20 protein-coding genes are annotated in these 24,686 nt (G+C 40.6%); 9 read left to right on the top strand and 11 right to left on the bottom strand.

What is annotated here, in order from left to right; translation table 11 throughout:
• Nucleotides 1-37: 37 nt before the first annotated feature.
• Complete coding sequence (locus AAFF35_RS21965; RefSeq protein ID WP_342328687.1) at nucleotides 38-646, top strand: hypothetical protein; 609 nt, start codon at nucleotides 38-40, stop codon at nucleotides 644-646.
• Between the two features lie 34 nt (nucleotides 647-680).
• Here AAFF35_RS21965 and AAFF35_RS21960 read toward each other — a convergent pair whose 3' ends face one another.
• On the bottom strand, nucleotides 681-1,400 hold the full coding sequence (locus AAFF35_RS21960; RefSeq protein WP_342328686.1) for a glycosyltransferase family A protein: 720 nt from the start codon (nucleotides 1,398-1,400) through the stop codon (nucleotides 681-683).
• A 161-nt stretch (nucleotides 1,401-1,561) separates the two neighbouring features.
• Here AAFF35_RS21960 and AAFF35_RS21955 point away from each other — a divergent pair, with 161 nt between their 5' ends.
• Nucleotides 1,562-2,440: a glycosyltransferase family 10 gene (locus AAFF35_RS21955; protein WP_342328685.1), complete on the top strand. Its 879-nt coding sequence runs from the start codon at nucleotides 1,562-1,564 to the stop codon at nucleotides 2,438-2,440.
• 31 nt (nucleotides 2,441-2,471) lie between these two features.
• On the opposite strand, the gene AAFF35_RS21950 is transcribed toward AAFF35_RS21955, so the two are convergent.
• A complete protein-coding gene (locus tag AAFF35_RS21950) occupies nucleotides 2,472-4,094 on the bottom strand; it encodes an ATP-binding cassette domain-containing protein (protein WP_342328684.1) in 1,623 nt (540 codons plus the stop codon).
• Between the two features lie 91 nt (nucleotides 4,095-4,185).
• On the opposite strand from AAFF35_RS21950, the gene AAFF35_RS21945 reads away from it, so the two are divergent.
• From AAFF35_RS21945 to AAFF35_RS21935, 3 genes are all read left to right on the top strand, one after another.
• The gene (locus AAFF35_RS21945) at nucleotides 4,186-4,719 is read left to right on the top strand and encodes a hypothetical protein (protein WP_342328683.1); all 534 of its coding nucleotides are present in this window, start codon (nucleotides 4,186-4,188) and stop codon (nucleotides 4,717-4,719) included.
• 70 nt (nucleotides 4,720-4,789) lie between these two features.
• Nucleotides 4,790-5,368 carry a nitroreductase gene (locus AAFF35_RS21940; protein WP_342328681.1) on the top strand — a complete coding sequence of 193 codons (579 nt, stop codon included), beginning with the start codon at nucleotides 4,790-4,792 and terminating at the stop codon, nucleotides 5,366-5,368.
• Nucleotides 5,369-5,371: 3 nt separating this feature from the next.
• A complete protein-coding gene (locus tag AAFF35_RS21935; RefSeq protein ID WP_342328680.1) occupies nucleotides 5,372-5,824 on the top strand; it encodes a 3-oxoacyl-ACP synthase in 453 nt (150 codons plus the stop codon).
• Here AAFF35_RS21935 and AAFF35_RS21930 read toward each other — a convergent pair whose 3' ends face one another.
• The 3 genes from AAFF35_RS21930 to AAFF35_RS21920 all read right to left on the bottom strand — a co-directional run bounded on the left by AAFF35_RS21930 (nucleotide 5,825) and on the right by AAFF35_RS21920 (nucleotide 8,581).
• A complete protein-coding gene (locus tag AAFF35_RS21930; RefSeq protein ID WP_342328679.1) occupies nucleotides 5,825-6,613 on the bottom strand; it encodes a glycosyltransferase in 789 nt (262 codons plus the stop codon).
• Nucleotides 6,614-6,802: 189 nt separating this feature from the next.
• Complete coding sequence (locus AAFF35_RS21925; RefSeq protein WP_342328678.1) at nucleotides 6,803-7,663, bottom strand: polysaccharide deacetylase family protein; 861 nt, start codon at nucleotides 7,661-7,663, stop codon at nucleotides 6,803-6,805.
• 27 nt (nucleotides 7,664-7,690) lie between these two features.
• The gene (locus AAFF35_RS21920) at nucleotides 7,691-8,581 is read right to left on the bottom strand and encodes a polysaccharide deacetylase family protein (RefSeq protein WP_342328677.1); all 891 of its coding nucleotides are present in this window, start codon (nucleotides 8,579-8,581) and stop codon (nucleotides 7,691-7,693) included.
• Between the two features lie 199 nt (nucleotides 8,582-8,780).
• On the opposite strand from AAFF35_RS21920, the gene AAFF35_RS21915 reads away from it, so the two are divergent.
• Nucleotides 8,781-11,285, top strand: coding sequence for a DPP IV N-terminal domain-containing protein (locus tag AAFF35_RS21915; protein ID WP_342328676.1), 2,505 nt, complete (start codon nucleotides 8,781-8,783; stop codon nucleotides 11,283-11,285).
• Nucleotides 11,286-11,449: 164 nt separating this feature from the next.
• Here the strand turns inward: AAFF35_RS21915 and AAFF35_RS21910 are convergent, their stop codons facing one another.
• Nucleotides 11,450-12,163, bottom strand: coding sequence for a glycosyltransferase family 2 protein (locus AAFF35_RS21910; RefSeq protein WP_342328674.1), 714 nt, complete (start codon nucleotides 12,161-12,163; stop codon nucleotides 11,450-11,452).
• Nucleotides 12,164-12,318: 155 nt separating this feature from the next.
• Here AAFF35_RS21910 and AAFF35_RS21905 point away from each other — a divergent pair, with 155 nt between their 5' ends.
• The gene (locus AAFF35_RS21905) at nucleotides 12,319-13,098 is read left to right on the top strand and encodes a hypothetical protein (RefSeq protein ID WP_342328673.1); all 780 of its coding nucleotides are present in this window, start codon (nucleotides 12,319-12,321) and stop codon (nucleotides 13,096-13,098) included.
• Between the two features lie 109 nt (nucleotides 13,099-13,207).
• On the opposite strand, the gene AAFF35_RS21900 is transcribed toward AAFF35_RS21905, so the two are convergent.
• Both AAFF35_RS21900 and AAFF35_RS21895 read right to left on the bottom strand, forming a co-directional pair.
• Nucleotides 13,208-14,311 (bottom strand): C1 family peptidase, encoded by a 1,104-nt coding sequence (locus tag AAFF35_RS21900; protein ID WP_342328672.1) that lies wholly within the window; start codon nucleotides 14,309-14,311, stop codon nucleotides 13,208-13,210.
• 131 nt (nucleotides 14,312-14,442) lie between these two features.
• Entirely contained in the window at nucleotides 14,443-15,078 is a 636-nt protein-coding gene (locus AAFF35_RS21895; RefSeq protein ID WP_342328670.1) for an outer membrane beta-barrel protein, read from the bottom strand.
• Between the two features lie 401 nt (nucleotides 15,079-15,479).
• On the opposite strand from AAFF35_RS21895, the gene AAFF35_RS21890 reads away from it, so the two are divergent.
• Entirely contained in the window at nucleotides 15,480-16,997 is a 1,518-nt protein-coding gene (locus AAFF35_RS21890) for a glycoside hydrolase family 130 protein (protein ID WP_342328669.1), read from the top strand.
• Here AAFF35_RS21890 and AAFF35_RS21885 read toward each other — a convergent pair.
• Both AAFF35_RS21885 and AAFF35_RS21880 read right to left on the bottom strand, forming a co-directional pair.
• Nucleotides 16,987-18,000 (bottom strand): glycosyltransferase family 4 protein, encoded by a 1,014-nt coding sequence (locus AAFF35_RS21885; protein ID WP_342328668.1) that lies wholly within the window; start codon nucleotides 17,998-18,000, stop codon nucleotides 16,987-16,989. The two genes, AAFF35_RS21890 and AAFF35_RS21885, sit on opposite strands and share 11 nt — an antisense overlap.
• A gap of 2 nt (nucleotides 18,001-18,002) precedes the next feature.
• The gene (locus AAFF35_RS21880) at nucleotides 18,003-20,297 is read right to left on the bottom strand and encodes a glycosyltransferase family 4 protein (protein WP_342328667.1); all 2,295 of its coding nucleotides are present in this window, start codon (nucleotides 20,295-20,297) and stop codon (nucleotides 18,003-18,005) included.
• Nucleotides 20,298-20,436: 139 nt separating this feature from the next.
• On the opposite strand from AAFF35_RS21880, the gene AAFF35_RS21875 reads away from it, so the two are divergent.
• Nucleotides 20,437-21,639, top strand: a complete 1,203-nt coding sequence (locus AAFF35_RS21875) for an MFS transporter (RefSeq protein ID WP_342328666.1) — start codon at nucleotides 20,437-20,439, stop codon at nucleotides 21,637-21,639.
• A gap of 146 nt (nucleotides 21,640-21,785) precedes the next feature.
• Here AAFF35_RS21875 and clpB read toward each other — a convergent pair whose 3' ends face one another.
• On the bottom strand, nucleotides 21,786-24,380 hold the full coding sequence (clpB, locus tag AAFF35_RS21870; RefSeq protein ID WP_342328665.1) for an ATP-dependent chaperone ClpB: 2,595 nt from the start codon (nucleotides 24,378-24,380) through the stop codon (nucleotides 21,786-21,788).
• Nucleotides 24,381-24,686: the final 306 nt, after the last annotated feature.

Here is a 24,686-nt window from a genome sequence, read left to right as displayed (position 1 = left end):
ATAAAAAATCTAAAAGTGCATCTCAAATTGACCGATTATGAAATTGATCAGAAAAATTAAAAAACATGAAGTGCTAAGGCGTTGGGCAATAGCTGAAGTGTACGCGGAGTATTTAAATTTAACTCATCTGGATTACCCACAGGAAACATTGAGATTGCTCCATTCAAATGATCGGGAACTGGAGCAGATAGGAATCAGCAGGTCCCTGAAAATACATCACCTATCCCTTCTCGATTGTATGCCATCTGATACATCCTGGTTTTTAGCAGGTCTTGAAATCAATAAGAGCGAATTTGATCAGCTGTACACTTTGCCGGTAATAGATCTGGCGAAGATTAGCCGGGATACGTATAAGGTATCTAATGCTGCCGCTGTTATTCAACAAAACCCACTTTTGGATCCCCGGATTACCGCAATCAGAAATGCACTCAAATCAAATCCGGAACAAGTCCAGATGTCTGGAATAATCCTGCTTGCCAAAGATTTTGATGGACCTTTTACGGTCATCGAAGGGAATGGCAGGCTGATCGGCTTATACAGTATTTTATTTCTGGAGGAAAATAGCTTTACACCGAATGATCAGATAGAAGTTGCGATTGGCCTTTCAGACTCAAAATTTGAAATATTATATGAGTACCTGGATTAGATCGTTTAATACAAGTACTCTATAATCTGTTTGTCTATTCAGTAAGATTTTTCAAATGATAATAGTCAAGATTAGTCATATTCAAAACTTGTTGATTAACTTCTTTTTGAAGTGGGGTGCTTTGCAATAGAAAGTAGTTGAAGTGCGTCTCTCCCAATGCATTATTACCATGATAAATATGAATATACAGCTCGGGCCGCTCTATAATATGAAATAGTGCATTTTTTGATAATAAAAAAGGAACAATAGGACTAAATTCTCTTCTATCCAGATCTAAACAGGCGGTTTGTAACAAGATTTCTTTTTCACACAGCAGTGTTCCTTCAAAATAATGATATAAGGAATAATAGCTCTCTTTAATTTCACTATCGTGCATCAGAACATGCATCAGAATGCTTGCTTTAAATGGACCGTCTTTAAGTACCATAAACTGTTGGGAAATTCTATCCTCGTTATACCAATCATCATCATCCCAAAAACAAACAAATTCTCCATTTGCAGCCAGAACGGCATTATTTCTGGATGTTCCCAGTTTCTCTGTATCATGTCGTTCCAACCGAACGATTCTTATTTCAGATAATCCTTCTATCTGATCAATAATGCTTTTAGTAACGAGGTCATTTACCGGATAAGATATCACCAGCTCTTTATTAGGGTAATCCTGCATATCGAAACAGGCAATTGCCCGCTGTAACAACAATGGCCTGTTTTTAGTGACACATATACAGGAAATTAAAGGATCTTGTGTTTTCATAGGATTGAGATTTAGGGTCTATAATGCCCTAAAATTACCTCGAAATCTATGCTTCTAATAGGGTCAAATGTCCCAAAATATCTCTGTATTTCTTAAAGCTACTGCTAGTTTATATCTTGGATAAGTTGAAATTCTTTTATTAATCTTAGCCTCTTATCAGTATGAAAATCAAATTTTTCTCAGATTATGATAAAACAGAAAACCTTTTAAAAAGGTTCATGATGAACTACAATGTATACGACCAGGCCCTGCAATTTACGACTGATGATGATTACGATTATGCCGTGGTTTTTAACCGGTCGTATCAGAAAATCAAGGACGCCGCGAAAGTGATCACGATTGTTCAGGAACCTTCCTGGAGTACGGTACATCCTAATAATCAATTTCTGACGAACAGTGATTATTTAATCATTCACGACCGGGAATTGTTTGAAAACCTATATCAGATTGAACTGGGAAAGAAGGTCTTCGAGGCGCCTTCCTATATGTTTTTTCATGATCATGTAGACAAGTCCTTTTTTCAGGCAGCGGAACAGGTTCCCAAAACGAAGAAGTTATCTATGATTGTCTCTTCTCTGGCGATGGATGTCGGTAATTATGGAAAACGCTTACGTTTAGTTCGTAAGATCTTGGCTTCTGATCTGGATATTGATATTTATGGCAAGGGGTATAACCTTACTGATGAACGTTATAAAGGAATGTTGGAATTTAAACATACCGGTTTGATGCCTTATGAATATTCTATTGCTGTAGAAAATTGTCAGGAGAAAAATTACATTACCGAAAAATTTGTTGACTGCGTATTGTGCAATACCATCCCGATTTACAGTGGGGCACCTAACGTCTCAGAAGTATACAATGAAAAATATTTCCGGACCATCAATCTCGATAGCCCCACAATTATTGACGACATCAGGGAAATTATTAAAACCCCTGCGCCAAAACAGATAGTAGACAGCAATAAAGACCGGTATTTTAAACAGCGCAATACCTATCAGCTGATCAAAGATATCGTGAAGCTGGATTCACAAATCAATTGAAACAAAAAAGGGGGCGAAGCCCCCTCTAAATCTATTTATACATTTCCGCTCTTAACTGAGCTACATCTTCACTCGTGATATACTCATCATAGCTCATCATCTTATCAATTACTCCTTTTGGAGTCAACTCAATTACTCTTGTCGCCACAGACTCCGTTAACGCATGATCTCGTGAAGTAAATAGTGCTGTCCCTTTGAAATCCTTCAACCCATTATTTAATGCCGTGATCGACTCTAAATCCAGGTGATTCGTTGGTTCATCAAATAACAATAAGTTCGCATGTCTCAACATCATCTGTGAGAACATACAACGCATTTTCTCACCACCTGATAACACTTTTACATTTTTCAATACTTCCTCACCCGAGAACAACATTCTGCCTAAGAAACTTCTTACAAACTGCTCATCCTGATCGGTACCTGAATACTCACGCAACCAGTCTACCAGGTTCTCATCTTTACCTTCAAAATAAGGAGTATTGTCATTCGGAATATCAGCCACATTAATGGTTACTCCAAATTTAAATTCACCTGTATAGTTCTTTTCACGACCGGTCAATACGTTATAGAAAGCAGTAGTGGCAAGACTATTCTGAGAAAGAACGGCAATCTTATCCCCTTTATTTACCATGAAGCTGACGTTTTTAAACATCACTTCTCCATTCGAAGTATTCGATAAGTTTTCGATTTGTAGAATCTGATCTCCCGCTTCTCTGCCCAGATTGTTGAACAAGATCGCAGGGTATTTTCTGCTGGAAGCTTTAATCTCAGAAATGTCGATTTTATCTAAGGCTTTCTTACGTGAAGTTGCCTGTTTAGATTTCGAAGCATTTGCACTAAAGCGCTGAATGAATTCCTGAAGTTCTTTAACTTTCTCTTCCAGTTTTTTATTCTGGTCACTGCGTTGTTTCAAAGCAAGCTGACTTGACTCATACCAGAAGGTATAGTTACCCGAGTAGGTGCTCATTTTGCTAAAGTCAATATCAACGATATGCGTACATACCGCATCTAAAAAGTGCCTGTCGTGAGATACCACCAATACGATACTCTGATAGTCTGCAAGGAAGTTTTCTAACCAGGCAATGGTATCAATGTCCAAATCGTTGGTAGGCTCATCCAGCAAAAGTATATCCGGGTTTCCAAATAATGCCTGTGCCAATAACACACGTACTTTCTGGTTACCATCTAACTCTTTCAGTTGTTTATAGTGGTGTTCTTCTTTGATACCTAAATTGCTCAACATGGTTGCCGCATTGCTTTCCATGTTCCAGCCGTCCATTTCTGCAAACCTGTTTTCCAGCTCACCTGCACGTTCACCATCTTTATCTGTGAAATCTTCCTTCAGATAGATGGCATCTTTCTCCTTCATGATGTCGTACAATTCCTTGTGACCCATCATTACGGTTTCAATCACCGTAAATTCATCAAACTCATAGTGGTTTTGTTTTAAAACCGCCATACGTTCGCCAGGAGTAAAAGCTACACTACCAGAAGTCTGGTTTACTTCACCTGAAAGAATTTTAAGGAAGGTCGATTTACCTGCGCCGTTAGCCCCAATTACACCATAGCAGTTGCCATGAGTAAATTTTAGGTTCACATCTTCAAATAAGGTACGCTTTCCGTAACGGAGGGATAAGTTAGAAACTGAAATCATATTGCTGATAAAATAAGCGGCAAAGGTAGTTATAATTTATAAAATGATTTGACTCGGGATTTATTAGTTTTGATCTTTAAATTTCAATGACTTGACACGCGACGAATTAACAGCAAGATTGAACGCTTCTATGGAAGCGGGAATGGTGGAAGACCTGATCGATCTTACCTTTCATCCAAAGAAAGAAGTGGGGTTCAGAGCCGCATGGACGCTCGAATATATCCTGATGAACCACCATTGTGCCGGAGATCACCTGGAAGACCTGCTCAACCGTTTTCCGGAACAAAAAAATCCAAGCTGTATGCGGCACTATGGAAAAATTCTCGCTTATTTGACCGGCAAAAAGTCAACTGGATTAAAAGAAGGACAGCTGGATAAAATTGATTTCGCTCCAATTATCGACATTCTTTTCGATTGGCTGATTGATGAAAAGGTTTTGGTGGCGACTAAAGTACATGCCATGCAGGCCTTAGCTAACCTCGCACCACGATATCCATGGATTAAAGACGAATTATTGGAAACCATTGCCCATCTGGAAGATTTGGAAAGCATAGCCTTTTTTGGAAGGGCAAAACAGGTCAAAAAACAGCTTAAAAAGATCAGGCTGGAAAACAATGACCTTTAGCAAACAAAAGAGCAGGTGATAATGCTATTTTTGCCAATGACAATAGTTACATCAAGCGTAAGAAAGATCCATGGAAAAAGAAATAGATATATTAAGTCGTATTATTCAACGTCGCCGCAGTATCTTCCCGGTTAGCTATACAGAACAGGAGATTCCGGTAGAATTAATCAGGCAGGTGTTGGAGAGTGCAAATTATGCGCCTACACATAAGCTGACAGAGCCATGGCGTTTCATTGTTTTCAGAAATGAAGGTAAAATGAAACTTGGTGCTGAGCTGGCCAGACTATATAAAGAAACAATACCAGAGCATCAGTTCCTGCAAAAGAAATACGATAGTATTCTGGAAAAAGCTGCACAAGCAAATTGTATCATTACCTTAAATGCAGCTTTACACTCAGACAAAGTCCCTGAATGGGAAGAACTTGCTGCCCTTGCGTGTGCCGTACAAAATATGGCATTGACGGCGGAAGCCTTAAATATTGGTGCTTACTGGAGTTCTCCGGGCCTGATTGAAGCGCTTGGTAGTTTTCTAAATCTTGAAAAGAATGAAAAATGCTTTGGCCTTTTCTATATGGGGTACCATAATGAAGTGCCGAGAGATGCAAAAAGAACTCCGATGGCAGATAAAGTAAAATGGGTAGAATCATAAGTTATGCAAGACATTAAAGAAAAATTATATCTGCTTTGTTTGAACTTCATAGAACAGAGAATCCAAACCGCAGAAACGGCATTGGAACAGTCGCGTGAAGCGAGTAATGACGATACTAAAAGTAGTGCAGGGGATAAGTTTGAGACTACGCGGGAAATGATGCAACAAGACATCAGCAGGAACAAAAGGCTGCTGATGGATGCGCAACAAAACCTGCAGTTGCTAAATTCTATCAAAGATACCCCCTCAAATGACAAGGTAAGAAACGGAAATCTGGTCTATACCTCCGAAGGTGTTTTTTACATCAGCATCAGTGCCGGACAATTAACACTGGATGGCGAAAGTGTTTTTGCGATTTCTGCCGCTTCTCCAATCGGCAATCTGCTGATTGGTAAAGAAAAAGAAGCATCTTTTGATTTTAATGGCAAACATTACCTGATTAAAGAAATTATTTAATCAATCAATGAGCTTTAGGTAATCATATCGGATTTCCTCAAAATCTCTCCCCCAGTTTGGGTTAATAAAGTCCTGTTCGTCGGGTGCAAATGCTTTATTGAGCAGTTCTGGGGGAAGCGCTAAGGTTTTACCTGCTCTGGAAACAGCCCCATCAGTTTCATCTTCGCGGTGGAGGATTAATGCCGTTGCTACTTCGGCTTTCAGAACACCAATATGCGTTAATTTTGCGCGTAAGTTATCATCCTCTCCACCCCAAATATTGAAAGCTTCGGTATAGCCAGATACTTTTTCTATGTGTTCTTTTTTAGTTAAGAAGCTTCCATAATTGGAGAATTTCTGTGTTTTCTCCGTGTGAGGGCCGGCTTTATAGGCATAATCTACGAAAGCAACTCTGCCAGTATAGAAGTAATTTCCGTACAATTCAGCGGCGTACTTTAGGTGGTAAACTACGTCTGTAAGAAATTCACATTCCGGATCAACTACCAGGATGTATTTTTTTGTGGCATGTCTAATCCCTACATTCCAGGCTTTGCATGGATTGCGCCATTCATGTTCTTTGCTGTTTACAATGATTCGCCAGTTGATATCCGGGTATTCCTTGATAAATTCAATTAATTCCTCGCATTCAGTTGGTTCATCTAATGCAATGATGACCTCTAGGCCATTTCTCTGGAAATAAGGGGCATTGACTGGTAAAACTCTTCTAAAGTCTTTCATTTTTTTATAGAATGACATCACAACGGAGATGTCATAATCTTCAAAATCTTTGTTATTGAGAACATGATCCATAATTCATGGTTTAAATGAATACGAATTTAATGCATTTGCAATGCGCAAAACAGGGTCATATGACCCAAACTACCAAGGTTTAGCTTGAAGGCTGAAACCATATAAATCAGACCCGGAGGGAAAAAAATGAGCGCATAAAAAAAGGTCTACGCTACTATATTTAGTAGCGTAGACCTTAAAATAAAGCTGTTATTTAAAACTTTTATTGATGCTGTTGTATAGGTTCCTGGCAGTATAAGTCCCGGGATCTATAATCCTGCGGATCGTAAACAAAGGATAGTTCGGATCCCGTTTCGTAGACAAGATAAAAGCAGCTTTAAAGCCATGTTCTTTCAGTTTGTGCAGGTTTTCTGCCTTGGAAACCCCATACGGATAAGCAAAATACTCCACCTTTTTTCCGGTAATGGTCTCCAGAGTTTTCGTCGGCTTATCAATCTGAACTTCCCAGTCTTCATCTGTAAACTGTGCAAAATTCTTATGATTCCAGGTATGACTGGCGATCACATGTCCTTCATCAGAAAGCTCTTTAATCTGAGCCTTGCTCATGTAACGTGGCCGGCCGATGGAAACGGTCATGATAAAAAATACCCCTTTAAAACCATATTTTTTTAACTCTTTGGCACCTACGGTATACTGATCCAGATCCGTGTCGTCAAAAGTGATCATAATTGGTTTTTCAGGAAGTTTCTTTCCATAATTCAGGTAATCATATAATTCATCCGGCAAAATGGTATGGTAGCCACTATCTGCCAACATTTTTATATGCTGACTGAAGTTCGCAGGTGGAATGATATCATCATGTGCACGCTTCGAGTCGCTGGCTTTCCAATCCCTGATTTGATGATAACACAGCACAGGAACTTCCTTTTTAGCGATTACTTCCGCTGCGGTAGCGGCCTTACTGCTTAAACTATCTTTAACAGCATTTGTAGTGGCTGATGCAGAAACATCGACGGCGACAGAATTTTCTTTACCTGCCTGGCTACTGCCAATACAAGCGGAAAGGCTCAATGCCGAGAAAGCGGCCAATTTTAATAAGGTACTTTTCATCTTTTTCTCAGTAGGTAGATTCTTGGCTTAGAAGCTATTTTTAATGCTGTTACTTAGTGTTTTTGAACTCCAGTAGCCGCTGGCGATGATTCTTCTGATGGTAAATAAAGGGTCATTTTCATCACGCTTGGTCGCCAGGATAAAGGCCGACTTCATCCCTCTTTTTTTAAGCTCAGGAATAGCCTCCGGATTCCACAATCCAAAAGGGTAGGCGAAATGATGGATATTCTTTCCGGTGATCTCTTCTAAAGTCTTTGTTGGTTTTTCAATTTGTGTTACCCAATCCTGTCCTTGGTATTTTTTAACATTATGGTGATCCCAGGTATGAGAACCGATCACATGGCCCATATCAGAAAGCGCTTTTACCTGATCTCTGCTCATGTAGTTTGGCCTTCCCAGGGAAACGGTCATCACAAAGAATACTCCTTTGAATCCGTATTTTTTCATTTCCGGAGCTGCAATGGTAAACTGATCAAGATCGGTATCGTCAAAAGTCAGCATGATAGGCTTGCTCGGTAATTTCGTGCCATTGTTTAAATAATCATATAGCTGATCAGGAAGAATCGTATGGTAACCACTATCAGCCAGCATTTTCATATGGTCTTTGAAGGTCGCAATTGGAATGATATAATCTTTAGCCGCTTTGGAGTCTTTCGCTCTCCAGTCGCGTACTTGATGATAACATAATATAGGAACCTGTTTGCGTGCAAGGATGGTTTTCGCATCGGCAACCTTCATTTTGGAGATGTCGCCGGTAGTAGCCTGACCTTCTTCAGCGGTAGCCGTATTTGTGCCGTCTGTCGTTGCCGTCAGCGTATCTTTCGTATTTTTGTCGGTGCCGTTGCTTTGTGATTTTGACTGGCATCCTGCAGTAAAAATTACCGCCGCAGCGAAAAGGGGTAAGAAGGTGTATTTCATAAATAAGTATTTGATACAAAACTAAAAAATCAATCCTGATTTACTCATAAAATTTGCAAAGCATGATCTGCTAATGCTTTTTCGATGAATCTTTGGCGTTTGCGCATGCTAACGAAGAAAACTATCGCATTTATTACAAAGAAGGAAGCTGCTATTCCGTCGGTAATCAATAATTTAGACGGTTTATTAAAAAGCACAAATGAAGAAACTTTACACTCCACTTTTATTGTCGCTTTGTATGGGGTATGGTGCGATGGCACAAACAAAAACCTTCACGATTACAGAGTCAACAGTAGCTGCACCGAAAGCCAATTATCAGCTGGCATCGAGATTTTCACCTGCAAAGCTTAAGAAAATGGTCTATTCCACCGCGGTAGATCCACATTGGCTGAAACTGAGCAATCGTTTTTGGTATGAATATGAAACTCCATCGGGAAAAGAATGGTACTTGGTAGACCCATCGGCGAAAACCAAGAAGAAAATTTTTGACAATGCAAAACTGGCGGCAGAGATCACCACGATCATTCGCGATCCTTTTGATGCACAACACCTGCCTTTGGAAAACCTGAAGTTTTCCAGTGATGAAAAAGCGGTAACCTTCGAAGTCAAAAGTTCTATCGATGAGCTTAAGAAGGATAGAAAAGACAAAAAGGCAGCGGATTCCATGCAAAAGAAGATCTATTTCTTCAATTATGTGCTGGCCAGTGCCAAGCTGACTGAAGTGTCGAATTATGCCAAACCTAAAGCAAAACCCACCTGGGGTTCTGTAGCTCCGGATTCTTCAGCCATCATCTTTACCAGAAATTATAACCTGTACTGGATGGATAAAGAAAACTATAAAAAAGCAGTTAAGAACGAAGAAGACAGTACCATCGTAGAAAACCAACTGACTAAAGACGGTCTGAAATTCTATGCTTATGGAAGTAATGGTGATGGTGAGAATAATGAAGAGAACGAAAAGAACAACAAAAAGAGAAGGAGAGCCTATGTATTATGGTCGCCAAATTCTAAGTATTTTGTATTAAACAGGACGGATAGTCGTAAGGTAAAAGACCTTTGGGTGATCAATAACATCAGCGCCGGAAGACCAACACTGGAAACCTATAAGTACCAGATGCCTGGCGAGCCGGAAGCACCGATCGATGAAATGTTGTTGTTCGACTTCAGCGCCAAAACCTATAAAAAACTGAATACTGCTGCCTTCAAAGACCAGAGCGTTTCTGCCTGGGGCGCTCCTTCATTAAATAAAGACAGAGATAACGAATTCAGACCTTCCATCTGGTTGGGTAATAATAGTAAAATCTATTTTTCAAGAACCAGCAGAGATTTGAAGCGGGTAGATGTTTGTACCGTAGATATCCATACCGGAACCGTGGCTCCCCTGATTGATGAACGCTTCAATACTTATGTGGAGGTGAACCGTCCTGGATTGGTAAACGATGGAAAAGAAATCATCCACTGGTCGGAACGCGACGGATGGGGGCACTTTTACTTGTTCGATGCTACCGGGAAATTGAAAAATCAAATCACTAAAGGTGCTTTCCATTGCGAAGATATCGTAAATATAGATGAGAAAAACAGGGTGCTTTATTTTACTGCCAATGGTAGAGAAAGTAAAGAAGATCCTTATTATGTGCATTTATACCGTATTAATTTTGATGGTTCCGGAATCAAATTGTTAAACGCCGGCGACTATGATCACGCAATCAGCATGAATGACGAAGCGAAGTTCTTTGTAGATAACTTCTCCAGAGTCAATACCGCACCTAAAGCAGTGGTGATGGACAACAATGGAAGAGTGGTAATGAATCTGGAAACCACAGATCTTTCTCTGTTAATGGCGACAGGTTATAAATTCCCTGAACCCTTCAAAGTGAAAGCTGATGATGGCATCACTGATATTTATGGCGTAATGTACAAGCCATTTGATTTCGATCCTAACAAGAAATACCCGATCATCGAATACGTTTATCCTGGCCCTCAAACGGAAGCGGTAAATAAAACCTTTAGTAAGAGCATGGACAGAACAGAACGCCTGGCACAGTTCGGTTACATCGTAATCACTGTAGGGAACCGTGGAGGTAACCCTGCCAGGTCCAAATGGTATCATACTTTTGGTTATGGAAACCTGCGTGATTATGGATTGGCAGATAAAAAAGCGGCGGTCGAACAATTGGCAGATAGAAATCCATTTATCGATGCAAGCAGGGTAGGAATTACGGGGCATTCAGGTGGTGGCTTCATGTCTACGGCTGCAATGTTGGTTTATCCTGACTTCTTTAAAGCTGCAGTATCCAATGCAGGAAACCATGACAATAGTATCTATAACCGTTGGTGGAGTGAGAAACACCATGGGGTGAAAGAAATCATTTCTGCAAAAGGTGATACGACCTTTAAATACAGCATCGACAAGAATCCAGACCTGGCTAAAAACCTGAAAGGACATTTGATGCTGATGACAGGTGATATCGACAATAACGTACATCCTGCAAATACCATCAGAGTGGCTAATGCCTTAATGAAAGCAGGGAAAAGGTTTGAGTTTGTGATCGTTCCCGGTCAACGCCATGGTTTCGGCGACTTAACCGAATATACCTTCTGGAAATTAGCGGACCATTTTAACAAATACCTGATTGGAGATTTTTCTCAAACAGATCGGGTAGATGTAGTGGAAATGGAAAGAGAGATAGAACAGAAAAAATAATTCTGGTATTAAAATAGCCTGTGTGCTTTGCGCCCTCAAATCTTTTGAAAGAAAGATTTGCATGTCCTTAAAGCACACAGGCTATTTTATTTCAAATGATACACCTTAAATAACTCCCGGATCCTGACTTTAATGAATCTGGGGCTTTGTCCTGATCGTTTTTATTAATCATTTAAGGTTTGCTGGACCGTTTTGTTGTATTTATCGGTGAATTTAAAACTGTTTCTCATAAAATAGCTGAAATGATGGTAATCCAAAGCATTGCGTCCATGATAAACATAGATGTAAAGCATGAACGCATATTCGATATGGAACAATAAATTTTCAGATTCCAGAAATCTGATCAAGTTAATGTCTTCCAGGAAATTAGTATTTTCGAATGGATGTTGCAACAGGAAGGATCTGCGACATAAAAGTGTCCCGCTCCAATGGTATGGAAGTGACAAATTGGCCCTTTGAGTCAAATGATCATACAAGGTGATCCTTAAGAGGATGGAGGCCTGATAGCTCGTTCCCGTTGTTTGCAATACATGCATCTGATGATGTAATCTATTAGGGGCATGGTAATCATCGTCATCCCAAATGCAAATGTATTCGCCTTTTGCCATACTGATGGCCATATTTTTAGCCGTTCCCACAGAAACCTCTTTGTCTCGTTCAACCGTTATAATTTTTAAGAAGTATAGCGCTGAAGCTTTTCTAATGAGATCTTTAGTTGGTTTATCCTCCTTAGGGTACGAAATGATCAATTCTTTATGGAGATAGCTCTGATCTTTAAAATTAAGAATTGCTTTCAGTAATTGCTCAGGCCTGTTATAGGTGATACATATGCAGGAAACAAGCGCTTGTTGATGATCATGATGAGTTTCATTTTCCATGCTAGTCTTTCTTTACCGGTGAATCTGTCGACGCCTCCGTATGAAATGCCAATTTAATCAGGATTATTACATCGAAATAGGGTCAAATGTCCCATAGTTGTCTTTTTCTGTCCCATTGGGAAACTTGTTCCTATTTTCATTAAAAATATAGCTTTATGAAAATACATCTGATTAGTTATGGGGATGCCAAATATGAAATACAGCGGGAGTTTTTCCGGAAAACAGCAGTCTCATCAGCCTTCTTCAATGAAATATCCATTTTTTCTAAAGAAGATATGAGGCCTGAATTTATTGCGGAATTCAAAGCTATCCTTGATCATTCCAGAGGAGGAGGATTTATCTGGAAACCTTATTTCATAAAACATACACTTGACAAACTCGATGATAACGATATTCTGGTTTATTGTGATGCAGGCTGTATGATTAACAGTTGGGGAGCTGAACGTTTTAATCAATATGTTAAGCTGCTAATGGACTCGGAAACTGGAGTAATTGCTTTCGAACTGAATAACAAAGAGTACGAATATACCAAGAAAGAGGTTTTTGAATACCTTAAGCCCAGCAAAGCAGTGGTCAATTCAAAACAATTGTTAGCTACCATTATTCTAATAAAAAAATGCTCCCATTCTGTCATGCTAGTAGATAAATGGTACGATGTCTTAAATCACCACGCTGAGTTATTCTCTGACGAGTTAGATCCCGCAATCCAGGAGCCTGGGTTTATAACCCATAGACACGACCAGAGCATATGGAGTGTTATTCTGAAAACTTATGGAGCTGATATTCTTCCCGATGAAACGTATTTCGATGATTTTATGAGAGATGGACAACTTTTTCCCTTCTGGGCTGCCCGATTAGGACGTTTTGATCCTTTTTACATCGCTGTGTCAGGAGAGGAGCCCCTCTATGAGATTAAGGTAGTCACAAGTCCTTAAATCTGTACTTGATTATAAAAAAAAACAAGGTGCTTTAAGGACATGCAAATCTTTCCTTCAAAAGATTTGAGAACGCAAAGCACCTTGTTTTTTTAAAGTAAGCGCAAACTTACAAACCTAATTTCTTCTTCAATTCCTTAGATAATGCTGCCTTAGGCACTACTAAGCTAACAGTATTAATTGCAAAGTAAGGTTCTGAAACTTCGATATATCCTTTAAACGGACCTACATCACCCCATGAATTCTTCACTTTAAAGAAGTACTTGCCATCACTGCTTTGATCCAGACCGGTAAGGTGCATTAAGTGATCATCCTGAGTGGTTAAATCTTCATATAACTGCTGACGTAATTCCGGAGAATAAGCCGTCTCTTTTGCATTCGGATTTAAAGTGGCTGCTTTTACGTCTGCATCATCCGCAAACATCATCGCATATCCCTTCTTTTGCTGGAAGTTTTTGCTGCTCACATCGGCATCCCACATAATGGTATAACCGTCTTTAAGCGCTGTTTTTGTCAAATTCACCATTTCGTTCAATGGAAGGTTGTAAAATGAACCGTTGGCAAAGTTGTCTGGTGCCTCCAGGATGAACGAAGAATAATAAGGATGGTGTGTAAAAGAAGAGATGTTTACATAATCGTTTGCATCAAACTTTAATACCTCTTTGGCAAAAGTTTTTGCTGTATAATTTTTCCCTTTATAATCGAATGTTGCCGGAGGGGTGCCGATTTTCTGATCCAGGATTTCCTCATAACCTTTTAACCAGTTGGCATCAAGCGGACGTTTTTTCAGCACCTGATCAAGGTAAGTTTTTAAGGCTTCTTCTAGTCCGCTATGGTTAGGGATTTCTCCGCTCGCGCCTTGAAAAGCTTCCTGAGGCATAGCACCATATAAAGAAACCGCACGGATGAGGTCATGTCCCAGTCCACCTTCACCAAATTGAGCTTTCCCCTGACGAAGGATGTAATTTTTAGCTTTTTCAAGATAAATGTTACGTGCGGTATACATCTCAGAAAGGTTAAATTCTCCCAATCCTTTACGCAGCTCTTCCGACTCTATTAACGAGGTCGTGGAATAGTTCCAACAAGTTCCTGACTGTCCCTGGTTCTTCACTGCAGTTGCAGCGTTGTCCTTAATGGTTTTTAAAGGGTTTTCCTGAGCATTTACCGCAAGGGTAAATCCAATGCCACAGGCAATTAAAAGTATTTTTTTCATGGAAATAATAAGTTAGCCACAGCTGTAAACTGCTTTCATTGCTAAAATTAGAAAAAAATCCCTAAAAATAACAAGCCCGGACAAATTGCCCGGGCCTGCTGATCTAACCAAATCTATTTAAGTAGAAATGCTTAAAAATGTAACTGTATACCAATTTTTGGAGAGAAGAAGTTAGCACCAAAGCTGAACTCATCATAACCAGCACCTTTTAATTTGTTGCCATTTCCATCTTCTTTACGAAGGTTGTTATAGTTCAATCCGTTTAAAGCAAACTCGATACCGATTTTCTTAGTAGGGTAGAATGCGAAACCTGGAGATAATGCAACACCTATTTCTGTAGTAGAAGCAGTTTTAGCACCAACTTTACCGTCTGCATTTACTTCTTTGTCTTTACCAAATGCCATTGGAACTGATAATTGTCCGAAGAATTTGAAAGATTCAGAAAGATTTGCGTAATAACGACCAAAAGGACTTACTACGAATGCCGTGTTTTGGTTTCCCATCTTAGTTACAGCTCCCGAAACAGTACCACTGGTTTTGCTGTAACCATAACCTATCCCGGTACCTACTGCGAAATTATCAGCAACAAAATAACCAACACTCGGAACGATCTGGAAATTTGTATTTGATTTAGCGCCTGAAGCATCGCTTTTTTGAGTATCGAATGCAACATTACCACCAACCATAATCTTTCCTTTTTCAGTTTGTGCCTGAGTACTAAATGCGAATGCAGAAACTGCAACTAATGATAATAATAATTTTTTCATCTTCTTATTTTTTAATTGATTAATCAGGTCATTTATTGTTTTATATATTCTGACCATTGATGTCATATAGTCAACAGCTGTGCCAAAGGAAATATCTGCTCATGAGTTATAAATGAACGTTTTGTATAACTTGTTAATTGATAAGTGAATAAGAATACTCATGAAATATCTTTATTATTTTGCCATGACAATCGCTTGAGGTTTGTCATTTTACCGTCTTTAAATGGTGTAGTCAGTCTGACTTATTTTGTAATATTGTCAGCTTGTTTTGTACGCTTTTTGACACAAATCCTGACAAAATGGATGCGCTAAAAAGCAAACATTAGAATTCAAGATTGTTTTATTTGAAAATAATTCTAAATTCATAAAACCTTTTTACCCTTCTGAAACGTTAATAACACATGAGATTATTAGTAGAACGAAAACCGGTTAAAGTATATCCTGATCCAAAACGAGTGATCGCGCGTTTCTTTTTTAATGGAGACGAAAGAGCAGTAGAAGTTGTGAAACATGTCATGGCGCTTTCCGACCAGGAGGTCTTTGGAATCATTTCCCCTTTATTGCAGGAATATTCCAAACGACATAGAAACATTACCAAAATCTTAACAAGACATTGTAAGAAGGTCATCAATGCCATTAATAATGCTGGTTTTGATCCCGAATCTCTGGACAAATATCAGCGCTTGCTCATTGGTTCATATTTTACACATGAATATTCCATAGAATCGGCGGCGTTTTTTAACCCGTCTATTGTAGAAGATCCTGACCAGTCTGAACTGGTAGAAGGAGAAAAAAGAGTCATCATCAGCTTTAGAGCAGTAGGTGAGGGGCATATTTCTTCTGTAGTCTTCCGCAGAGCCCTCATAGACAGAGATAATAACATCACGGTAATTCCTGCCGGAAACTATATTGACGAAGCGGAGGTGATTAAAAATGCAGTCTACAACAAGAAACTGTTTCTGAAAAAGGCTGCAGATTCTAAGATTGATATTGAGATCCTCGATGAGCTCGGCAAAAAACTGGAAGAAAAGTTTGATTATGCGACTTTAAGAAGGATCATTCTGGACACTAAAAGCCTTCAGGAAGATGATCTTAGGAAGTTGGAATATGATAAGATTCTATGGCTTTCTGATACCTATCATGAGATTAGTTTCTCCAGAGATACAGATATTTCCGACCGCGTCATCTTTCCCATCTCAGAATTTGAACGTAAGGGAATTGAAGACGCACGCTTTGTACGTTTTGTGAAAAGTGATGGTTCTGTGATTTATTACGCCACCTATACTGCTTTTGACGGGGCGATGATCATGCCGAAGCTCCTTCAAACCACAGATTTCTATGACTTTAAAATCAGCCCTTTACACGGGGTTGGTGCACAAAATAAAAACCTTGCCCTTTTCCCGCGCAAAATAAACGGGAAGTACGCCATGATGTCCAGAATTGACGGCTGGAACAATTACCTCATGTATTCAGATAAGTTAACCGTATGGGATAATCCTGTAAAGCTGCAATCGCCAATGTTCCCCTGGGAATTTATCCAGATTGGAAATTGTGGTTCTCCGATCGAAACAAAAGATGGCTGGCTGGTGATTACTCATGGAGTAGGGCCGATGCGCCGCTACTGTTTAGGTGCCAGCTTGTTTAACCTGGATGATCCCTCCATTGAGATTGGCAGATTAGATGAGCCATTGGTGGTTCCAAATACGGATGAACGGGAAGGTTATGTGCCTAATGTATTGTATTCCTGTGGTTCTATTATTCATAACGATGAGCTGATCATTCCCTACGGATTGTCGGATTATTGCTCTTCGTTTGCCTCTGTAAAGATTGAACTGGTGCTCGACAAATTGAAAAGCTCTGCCTGTGCCATTGCAGCCAGGGAAAAAGCAGAAGCAATGAAAGAAGAAACTAAGAAGTAACCGCTAAAATTTGATGGTAGAGGCTGATGTAGTCCTTTACCATCCTTTCCTGAGAAAAGCGACTCATTGCCCATTCCCGGCATTCAGCCCTGTCAATGGTACCCAGTTGTGCAACCGAAGCTACCGCCCCTTCCACCTCTTTTACCAGAAATCCTGTTTTTCCGTGTTTGATCAACTCTGGCATGGAGCCTCTGTGATACGCGATCACCGGAGTTCCGCAAAGCATGGCCTCAGCAACACTCAATCCGAAAGGCTCTTCAAAGCTGATGGGGTGTAATAAAGCGCTGGCGCCTCTTAAAAGATCATTCCGTTGTTCCGGGCCCGCTGAGCCTAAAAATTCAATGTCGGCGTTTAAAAACGGTGCTATGCGTGTATTGAAATAGTCCTGATCCTGGATAATCCCTGCGATGAGGAGTTTGCGTCCACTTTGAATGGCAATTTGAATCGCTTCAGCGGTCCCTTTATCGGGGTGAATCCGCCCAAAGAACAAAAGATAGTCTTCAGGATGGTCATTAAAGATAAAGGCAGAAGTGTCAATTCCATTATAGACCGTTTTTAAGTAGTTAAGGGAAGGGTGCCGGTCGGAATCACTGATCGAAACATAATATCCACGGTCATTGTATTTTTGATAAACAGGAATGATCTTTTCTGAAGAAAATCCATGAATAGTAGTGATCATCGGTGTTTTGATTAAACCGGAATAACTCAGGGGAAGAAAATCATAGTGGTTGTGGATCAGGTCGAAATCGCCGGCTTTCTCCATGAGGTTGCTGATGTGCAAACATTCTACCACTTTCGCATCCTGATCCCTGTTTTCTTCGTAACCTTTCCCGATTACTGCATCCAGCTTTCCCGACGTAATGGAATCGCCTGTGGCAAAAAGTGTGACTTCAATTCCTGCTTTTGATAGTCCCTCCGTTAAGTTGGAAGCCATTTGTTCCCATGGCCCGTAATGCCTGGGAGGAGTTCTCCAGGCTACAGGCGCCAATACCGCGATCTTCATACTTATATCGATGGATTATTGACTTCTTTTTGAAGAGAAAACAAATCTCCGCTTGGAATATATTCATACTCTGATTCTAAAGCCTGCAGCACCATCAGGTGTGAAATCCAATAAGCAAGGGTACTTTCTGCACCTTGATTGCGATTCACCCCATGTGGTTGCAAGCCATCGCCACAACCTTTGGTTTCATGATCATATAATGGCAGGTGCAAACTGTTTTCTCCCAGAAACCACTGATAGCACAAATACATTTCTTTGATGTAAAGCAGGTTCTGCGTAATCTCATAGGCTTTGAAATACATCAATACCATAGCCATAGTTTCTATAGCCTGCTGGTCATACAAGGCCATTTCCGGATTTTCCTTAAAGAGCCAGCCGTCATTGCCTACCGGATTTAAATAGCCATCGGCGAGTGTTTTTTTGGATAGAAACTCCATACTTTCCAAACCGATGTCCAGAGATTCCTGATCCTTACTGACCTCATAATAGGAGAATAATGCAAGTGGAAGAATACCATTGTCATAGGTCATTTTTTCTTCAAACCAATGCCATTCACTGGTCTTATGTACTTTATAGGAAGCCTTCAGGGGAGCCACCAATAAGTCCATTTGTTCCCGGATATGCTCGTCATAAGGATGTGCTTCCATGTATTTGGCCAACCCGATAATGGTGTTGGCGATCCCCCTCAGGTGGGTTAAGTTTTTAAAATGACTGGCAGATTTCAAGAAAAGATCTTTAGCAAATTCCCGGTAAGAATTGTTTGGTGCATTGCTGATGAGGTAGCCTAACGCCCAGATGGTTCGCCCAAAGGAATCTTCAGAGCCGACCTCATCCAGGTATTCTCTTTTGAAGCTCAGGAAATTTCTGAAATTTCCGTCCTCAGACTGCATGTATTGAATAAAACTTAAGTAAATTGGAAGAAGGTCCAGCGCAACTTTACTTTTGTTTTGCTGATAGGCGAGGATGGCCAGGATCAATGCCCGGGAATTGTCATCTACACAATAGCCCTCTTTCAGATTTGGAATGCCATATTTAGCATGTTGAACGATTCCTGTATCATCTGTCAAACGGCGCACATGGGCGAGACTAAATGCAGGCATCATGTCCGGTTCGATGATTTGCTTTCCGGCTTTTTCCATTTCCGACAGGTATTTGGAAACGGCTTCTTCCAGTACATCGATAAAGACCTGCCCTGTACTTGGCCAGCGTAAATGTAAACCGTATTCGTAAGCATTGGATTTTAGCAACTGTAGTTTTTCTTTATCCGCAAACAATTCATTTACGATGAGGGCAAGGCCTTCCGAGTCTCTGAAATCAAACAATCTCCCCCTGTCCTCGGCCAGTAATTCCTGTGCGTGCCAGTAAGGGGTAGAAATCACTGCTGCACCTGAACCTACCGCATAGGACAACGTTCCGCTTGTGATCTGCGCCTCATTGAGGTAAGGCGTGATGTACATATCTGCTGCGGTAAGGTAGTCGAACAGTTCTTCTTCAGAAACAAATTTATTGATAAAAGTAAGATTGGCTTCTACGTTGAGCTTTTTTGCAAGCCGTTTTAAATTGTCGCGGTATTCTTCACCGGAGTTTTTAACCACTCCTGGATGGGTCGTTCCAAGAATCACGTACATGACATCCGGATGTTGGGCAACAATGGCAGGTAAAGCTTCTATCACTGTTTCCAGGCCTTTATTTCTGCTGATCAGGCCGAAGGTGAACAACACTTTTCTATTCTTGAAGGCCAGGGATTGTTTCACCGGATTTTCCGTTTTCGCTTCCAAATCCGGAACGCCATGCTCTATCAGCTGTATTTTTGAAAAAGGAATTCCGTAAATGCTGGTTAAAAATCCTACGGCCCTATGGCTCATCACCACAATTCTGGAGGAGTGTTTTGCAATTTCCCTGATGATGGTCAGTTGCATGTAGTTGGGATCTTTTAAGATCGTATGGAAAATGGTGATCAGCGGTTTTTTCAACCGGGCAATCAGCGGAAGGATGTAAACACCACTTTCACCTCCGTAAATTCCGAATTCATGTTCCAGAATACAGGCATCGGCCAGACTGGTATTGATATAGTCAGCTGCACGGGCATAATCTTTCTGGTTTTCCTGACGGATGATGTATTTTACTTCTTTAGGGTATTCATATTCATCCAGACCCTCCGCATCATTCATCGCCACGACAAAGCTATCGTCGGATACGGCGACTTTATCATGGCCTATTGCCCGAAGGAGGTTATGATTAAACGTAGCAATCCCACATTCACGCGGTGGATAAGAAGAAATATAAGCGATTTTCATGTATTTATTGATTTGATGACTTGATCTTAATAACAATTCCAAATAGAAAAGGTTTGTTATTCCTGCTATTTTATCTAATAAAATTAGCAAAACCTTAAACAAAACATTTTATATCTTTGTGGTTAACATTAATTTTGACATGAATACTGCTCCTTCCACGGGGAAAATGGTTGAAAATACTGTCTTCCCGATCCTCTTTGCCATTAGTTTTTCGCACTTATTAAACGATACCATTCAATCTTTGATCCCCGCCATTTATCCGGTGATCAAAGAAAGTTATCACCTTAGTTTTTCTCAAATTGGACTGATTACGCTGACCTTCCAGATGGCAGCTTCTCTGTTTCAGCCATTTGTCGGGATGTATACCGATAAAAAACCACAACCTTATTCGCTGGCAATAGGTATGGGCTTTACCTTGCTTGGCCTGGTAATTCTCTCTGTTTCCAGTGGGTTTTATATGATGCTTGCTTCTGTTGCCTTAATCGGAACAGGCTCCTCAATTTTTCATCCTGAGGCCTCCAGAATGGCACATGCTGCTTCAGGTGGACGAAGAGGCTTGGCGCAATCGATCTTCCAGTTGGGAGGAAATGCCGGTAGTTCTCTGGGGCCATTGCTGGCCGCCTGGATCATTGTTCCTTATGGACAATTTAGCGTAATCTGGTTCTCATTGATTGCCTTACTGGCGATTCTGATTTTAAGCAGAGTAGGAAACTGGTATAAAGGTTACATGCTGAAAAAAGCAAAACAAGGTGCCAAAGTAGAAACAGTGGTCAATACGTTCTCCAGAAAGAAAGTGATTTTTGCAGTAGCGATCTTATTGGTGCTGATCTTCTCCAAGTATTTTTATATGGCCAGTCTGACGAGTTATTTTACCTTTTACGTGATAGATAAGTTTCAGGTATCGGTTCAGAGTTCACAGATTTACCTGTTTGTGTTCCTCTTCTCTGTGGCTGCAGGAACCTTGGTTGGCGGCCCGGTTGGAGATCGCTTTGGCCGTAAATATGTCATCTGGTTTTCCATCCTGGGGACAGCTCCTTTTGCCCTGATGCTGCCTTATGCGAATTTATTCTGGACAGGGGTGCTGATTGTTCCGATAGGGATGATCTTAGCCTCAGCCTTCTCTGCGATCCTGGTATATGCTCAGGAGCTGATACCGGGAAAAGTCGGATTGGTAGCCGGTCTGTTCTTTGGTTTTGCCTTTGGAATGGGAGGAATAGGTTCTGCATTGCTTGGGAAACTGGCCGATAGTACAAGTATTGAATACGTATTCCATGTTTGTTCTTTTCTTCCGTTGATCGGATTGCTGACAGGTTTCCTTCCTAATATTGAAGCAAAAAAATAAATCAGGAAACAATTTTCGAGAATTTCAATGCGATATCAACTATAATATATAGGCGTTTGCCGGCAAAAGAAAGGCCGGTCAGGAAACCAAATTCCCGACCGGCCTTTTTTTTAAATGGATAGGACTAAAAATGATGTTTTTTAACCTTATTCGTTGTTTAGAAAAACAAATTTGTGATCAAATGTATCAAGTTTGATTTTACTGTCTTTATCAATCTTTCCGGATAATATTTCCTTAGATAATTCATTCAAAATCCTTTTCTGAATGACACGTTTTAATGGCCTTGCACCAAACTGAGGATCATAACCCAACTCTGCCAGCCAATCCAGTGCTTCTACAGAGGCTTCAATCTCGACACCCATCTCCGCTAATGTTTCCTGTACATGTTTAAACTGTAGGTCAACAATGTTCCTGATTTCGCTGCGGTTCAATGGCGTGAACATGATCAGCTCGTCAATCCGGTTTAAAAACTCCGGTCTGATGGTTTGTTTTAACAATTCAAACAGCTCGTTTTTGGTCTTTGCAATCACTTCATCGCGGTTTTCATCATCCAGACTCTTGAAGTTATCCTGAATCAAATGAGAACCAATATTGGAAGTCATGATGATGATCGTATTTTTAAAGTTAACCACACGTCCTTTGTTGTCCGTTAAACGTCCATCATCCAATACTTGTAAGAGGATATTGAACACATCAGGATGGGCTTTTTCAATCTCATCCAATAAGACTACCGAATATGGTTTTCTACGTACTGCTTCCGTTAATTGTCCACCTTCATCATAACCTACATATCCCGGAGGCGCTCCGATTAACCTGGATACTGCATGACGTTCCTGATATTCACTCATATCTATCCGCGTCATCGCATTCTCGTCGTTAAATAAGAATTCTGCCAATGCTTTAGCCAACTCCGTTTTACCAACCCCGGTTGTTCCAAGGAATATGAACGAGCCAATAGGCTTGCGCTTATCCTGTAATCCGGCCCTTGACCTGCGGATCGCATCCGAAATTGCTTCGATGGCTTCATCCTGACCCGCCACACGTTTGTGTAGCTCATCCTCCAGATGAAGTAGTTTTTCCCTTTCACTGGAAACCAGTTTCGTTACCGGAATACCGGTCCATCGTGCTACCACACCAGCGATATCATCTGCAGTCACTTCTTCTTTCAGCATTCTGCTTTCCGTCTGATGACCTTCCAGCTCTGCTTTCAGCTTTTCTACTTTGTCTTGCGATTCTTTTACTTTCCCGTACCGAAGCTCAGCCACCTTTCCGTAATCACCTGCACGTTCCGCCTGTTCTGCTTCCAGTTTATAGTTTTCTATCTGCTCAATTTCCGTATTTATCCCATCTACCAGGTCTTTTTCACTTTGCCATTTGGCCTTTAGCTCATCACGTTCGGCAGACAGGTTCGCGATTTCCTCTCCAAGGGATTTTACTTTTTTATCGTCATTTTCTCTTTTGATCGCTTCGCGCTCAATTTCCAGCTGCATAATCTTGCGGTCCAGTTCATCCACATTTTCAGGAACACTGTCCATTTCCAGTCTCAATTTAGAAGCCGCCTCATCCATCAAATCGATGGCTTTATCCGGTAAAAAACGGTCTGCAATATAACGTTGCGACAATTCTACGGCAGCAATGATCGCTTCATCTTTAATCCGTACCTTATGGTGAGTCTCATAGCGCTCCTTTAATCCGCGGAGAATGGAAATCGCATCCTGAGTATCCGGCTCATCTACCATTACTTTCTGGAAACGACGCTCCAATGCTTTATCCTTTTCTAAATATTTTTGATACTCATCTAAGGTTGTTGCACCAATCGCACGCAATTCTCCACGTGCCAATGCCGGTTTTAAGATGTTTGCCGCATCCATGGCACCTTCGCCACCACCTGCACCTACCAGGGTATGTATTTCATCGATGAAAAGGATGATATCTCCATCACTTTGTGTCACCTCTTTTACCACCGCTTTTAAACGTTCTTCAAATTCCCCTTTATATTTAGCTCCTGCAATTAAGGCACCCATATCTAAAGAGAAAACGGTTTTTGTTTTCAGGTTCGAGGGAACATCTCCTTTAATGATCCGGAAAGCAATTCCCTCAGCAATGGCAGTTTTACCTACCCCCGGCTCGCCAATCAGAATCGGGTTGTTCTTGGTCCGTCTCGAAAGAATCTGGATCACCCTGCGGATCTCCTCATCACGGCCGATTACCGGATCCAGCTTTCCTGATTCTGCATATTCATTCAGGTTTCTGGCGTATTTGTTTAGCGCGTTGTAAGTCGCTTCTGCATTCTGATCGGTTACATGACTCGAGCCTCTCAAGGCAACAATCGCCTTTTTCAGGTCTTTCTCGGTCACGCCCTGATCTTTTAATAATTTTGAAGTCTGGTCATTTACCGAGAGTAAACCCAATAATAAGTGCTCTACGGAAACAAATTCATCCTTAAATTCCTTCAGGTAGGACTGTGCTTTTTGTAAAGCAGAATTGCTCCCCGAAGTTAAATACGGACTGCTGCCACTCACTTTTGGAAATTTGGCAATCTGACTGTCTAAATGCTGACTTAACACATTTAGGTTTACATTTAATTTCTTTAAAACATAAGAAACTACATTTTCATCAACAGTAAGCAGCCCCTTTAGGATGTGTGCTGTTTCAATAGCTTGTTGCTGGTTGCCCTGAGCTATTTCAGAAGCCTGTTGAATCGCCTCCTGTGCTTTTATAGTAAAGTTGTTGAAGTTCATACCAGCAGATTAACAAAGTAAATGCCATATTGTTCTTTCAGGAAATATCGGAAATTATGTCGGTTGATTTTGAAATCAGATGACTAATTGACTGATAAATAGTGACTTATACTGAATATTTGTCATGTAAGTGCTTTGTGTTCAGTTGTTTGTCCGTTTTTTTAATAACAGTTCGTTTTAAAACAATACAGCGCAGCAGGGCGGAACTTTTTCCCGATCATTCTTAGAACTTTATCCGTTTTTCTAATAATGATTACTTTTTCAGGCCCGAAAGGCAATTATTTCTTCTTAAATTCGCGTCTTCAG

This window comes from Pedobacter sp. FW305-3-2-15-E-R2A2, from assembly GCF_038446955.1.
In the GTDB taxonomy this organism is placed as follows: domain Bacteria; phylum Bacteroidota; class Bacteroidia; order Sphingobacteriales; family Sphingobacteriaceae; genus Pedobacter.
This window is presented reverse-complemented; position numbering and strand designations above follow the sequence as displayed.

What these genes read in the sequence shown, in the direction of transcription:
- AAFF35_RS21965 (WP_342328687.1), top strand. Translation starts at nt 38, where the DNA reads ATGAAATTGATCAGAAAAATTAAAAAACATGAAGTGCTAAGGCGTTGG.
- AAFF35_RS21960 (WP_342328686.1), bottom strand. Translation starts at nt 1,400, where the DNA reads ATGAAAACACAAGATCCTTTAATTTCCTGTATATGTGTCACTAAAAAC.
- AAFF35_RS21955 (WP_342328685.1), top strand. Translation starts at nt 1,562, where the DNA reads ATGAAAATCAAATTTTTCTCAGATTATGATAAAACAGAAAACCTTTTA.
- AAFF35_RS21950 (WP_342328684.1), bottom strand. Translation starts at nt 4,094, where the DNA reads ATGATTTCAGTTTCTAACTTATCCCTCCGTTACGGAAAGCGTACCTTA.
- AAFF35_RS21940 (WP_342328681.1), top strand. Translation starts at nt 4,790, where the DNA reads ATGGAAAAAGAAATAGATATATTAAGTCGTATTATTCAACGTCGCCGC.
- AAFF35_RS21935 (WP_342328680.1), top strand. Translation starts at nt 5,372, where the DNA reads ATGCAAGACATTAAAGAAAAATTATATCTGCTTTGTTTGAACTTCATA.
- AAFF35_RS21930 (WP_342328679.1), bottom strand. Translation starts at nt 6,613, where the DNA reads ATGGATCATGTTCTCAATAACAAAGATTTTGAAGATTATGACATCTCC.
- AAFF35_RS21925 (WP_342328678.1), bottom strand. Translation starts at nt 7,663, where the DNA reads ATGAAAAGTACCTTATTAAAATTGGCCGCTTTCTCGGCATTGAGCCTT.
- AAFF35_RS21920 (WP_342328677.1), bottom strand. Translation starts at nt 8,581, where the DNA reads ATGAAATACACCTTCTTACCCCTTTTCGCTGCGGCGGTAATTTTTACT.
- AAFF35_RS21915 (WP_342328676.1), top strand. Translation starts at nt 8,781, where the DNA reads ATGAAGAAACTTTACACTCCACTTTTATTGTCGCTTTGTATGGGGTAT.
- AAFF35_RS21910 (WP_342328674.1), bottom strand. Translation starts at nt 12,163, where the DNA reads ATGGAAAATGAAACTCATCATGATCATCAACAAGCGCTTGTTTCCTGC.
- AAFF35_RS21905 (WP_342328673.1), top strand. Translation starts at nt 12,319, where the DNA reads ATGAAAATACATCTGATTAGTTATGGGGATGCCAAATATGAAATACAG.
- AAFF35_RS21900 (WP_342328672.1), bottom strand. Translation starts at nt 14,311, where the DNA reads ATGAAAAAAATACTTTTAATTGCCTGTGGCATTGGATTTACCCTTGCG.
- AAFF35_RS21895 (WP_342328670.1), bottom strand. Translation starts at nt 15,078, where the DNA reads ATGAAAAAATTATTATTATCATTAGTTGCAGTTTCTGCATTCGCATTT.
- AAFF35_RS21890 (WP_342328669.1), top strand. Translation starts at nt 15,480, where the DNA reads ATGAGATTATTAGTAGAACGAAAACCGGTTAAAGTATATCCTGATCCA.
- AAFF35_RS21885 (WP_342328668.1), bottom strand. Translation starts at nt 18,000, where the DNA reads ATGAAGATCGCGGTATTGGCGCCTGTAGCCTGGAGAACTCCTCCCAGG.
- AAFF35_RS21880 (WP_342328667.1), bottom strand. Translation starts at nt 20,297, where the DNA reads ATGAAAATCGCTTATATTTCTTCTTATCCACCGCGTGAATGTGGGATT.
- AAFF35_RS21875 (WP_342328666.1), top strand. Translation starts at nt 20,437, where the DNA reads ATGAATACTGCTCCTTCCACGGGGAAAATGGTTGAAAATACTGTCTTC.
- clpB (WP_342328665.1), bottom strand. Translation starts at nt 24,380, where the DNA reads ATGAACTTCAACAACTTTACTATAAAAGCACAGGAGGCGATTCAACAG.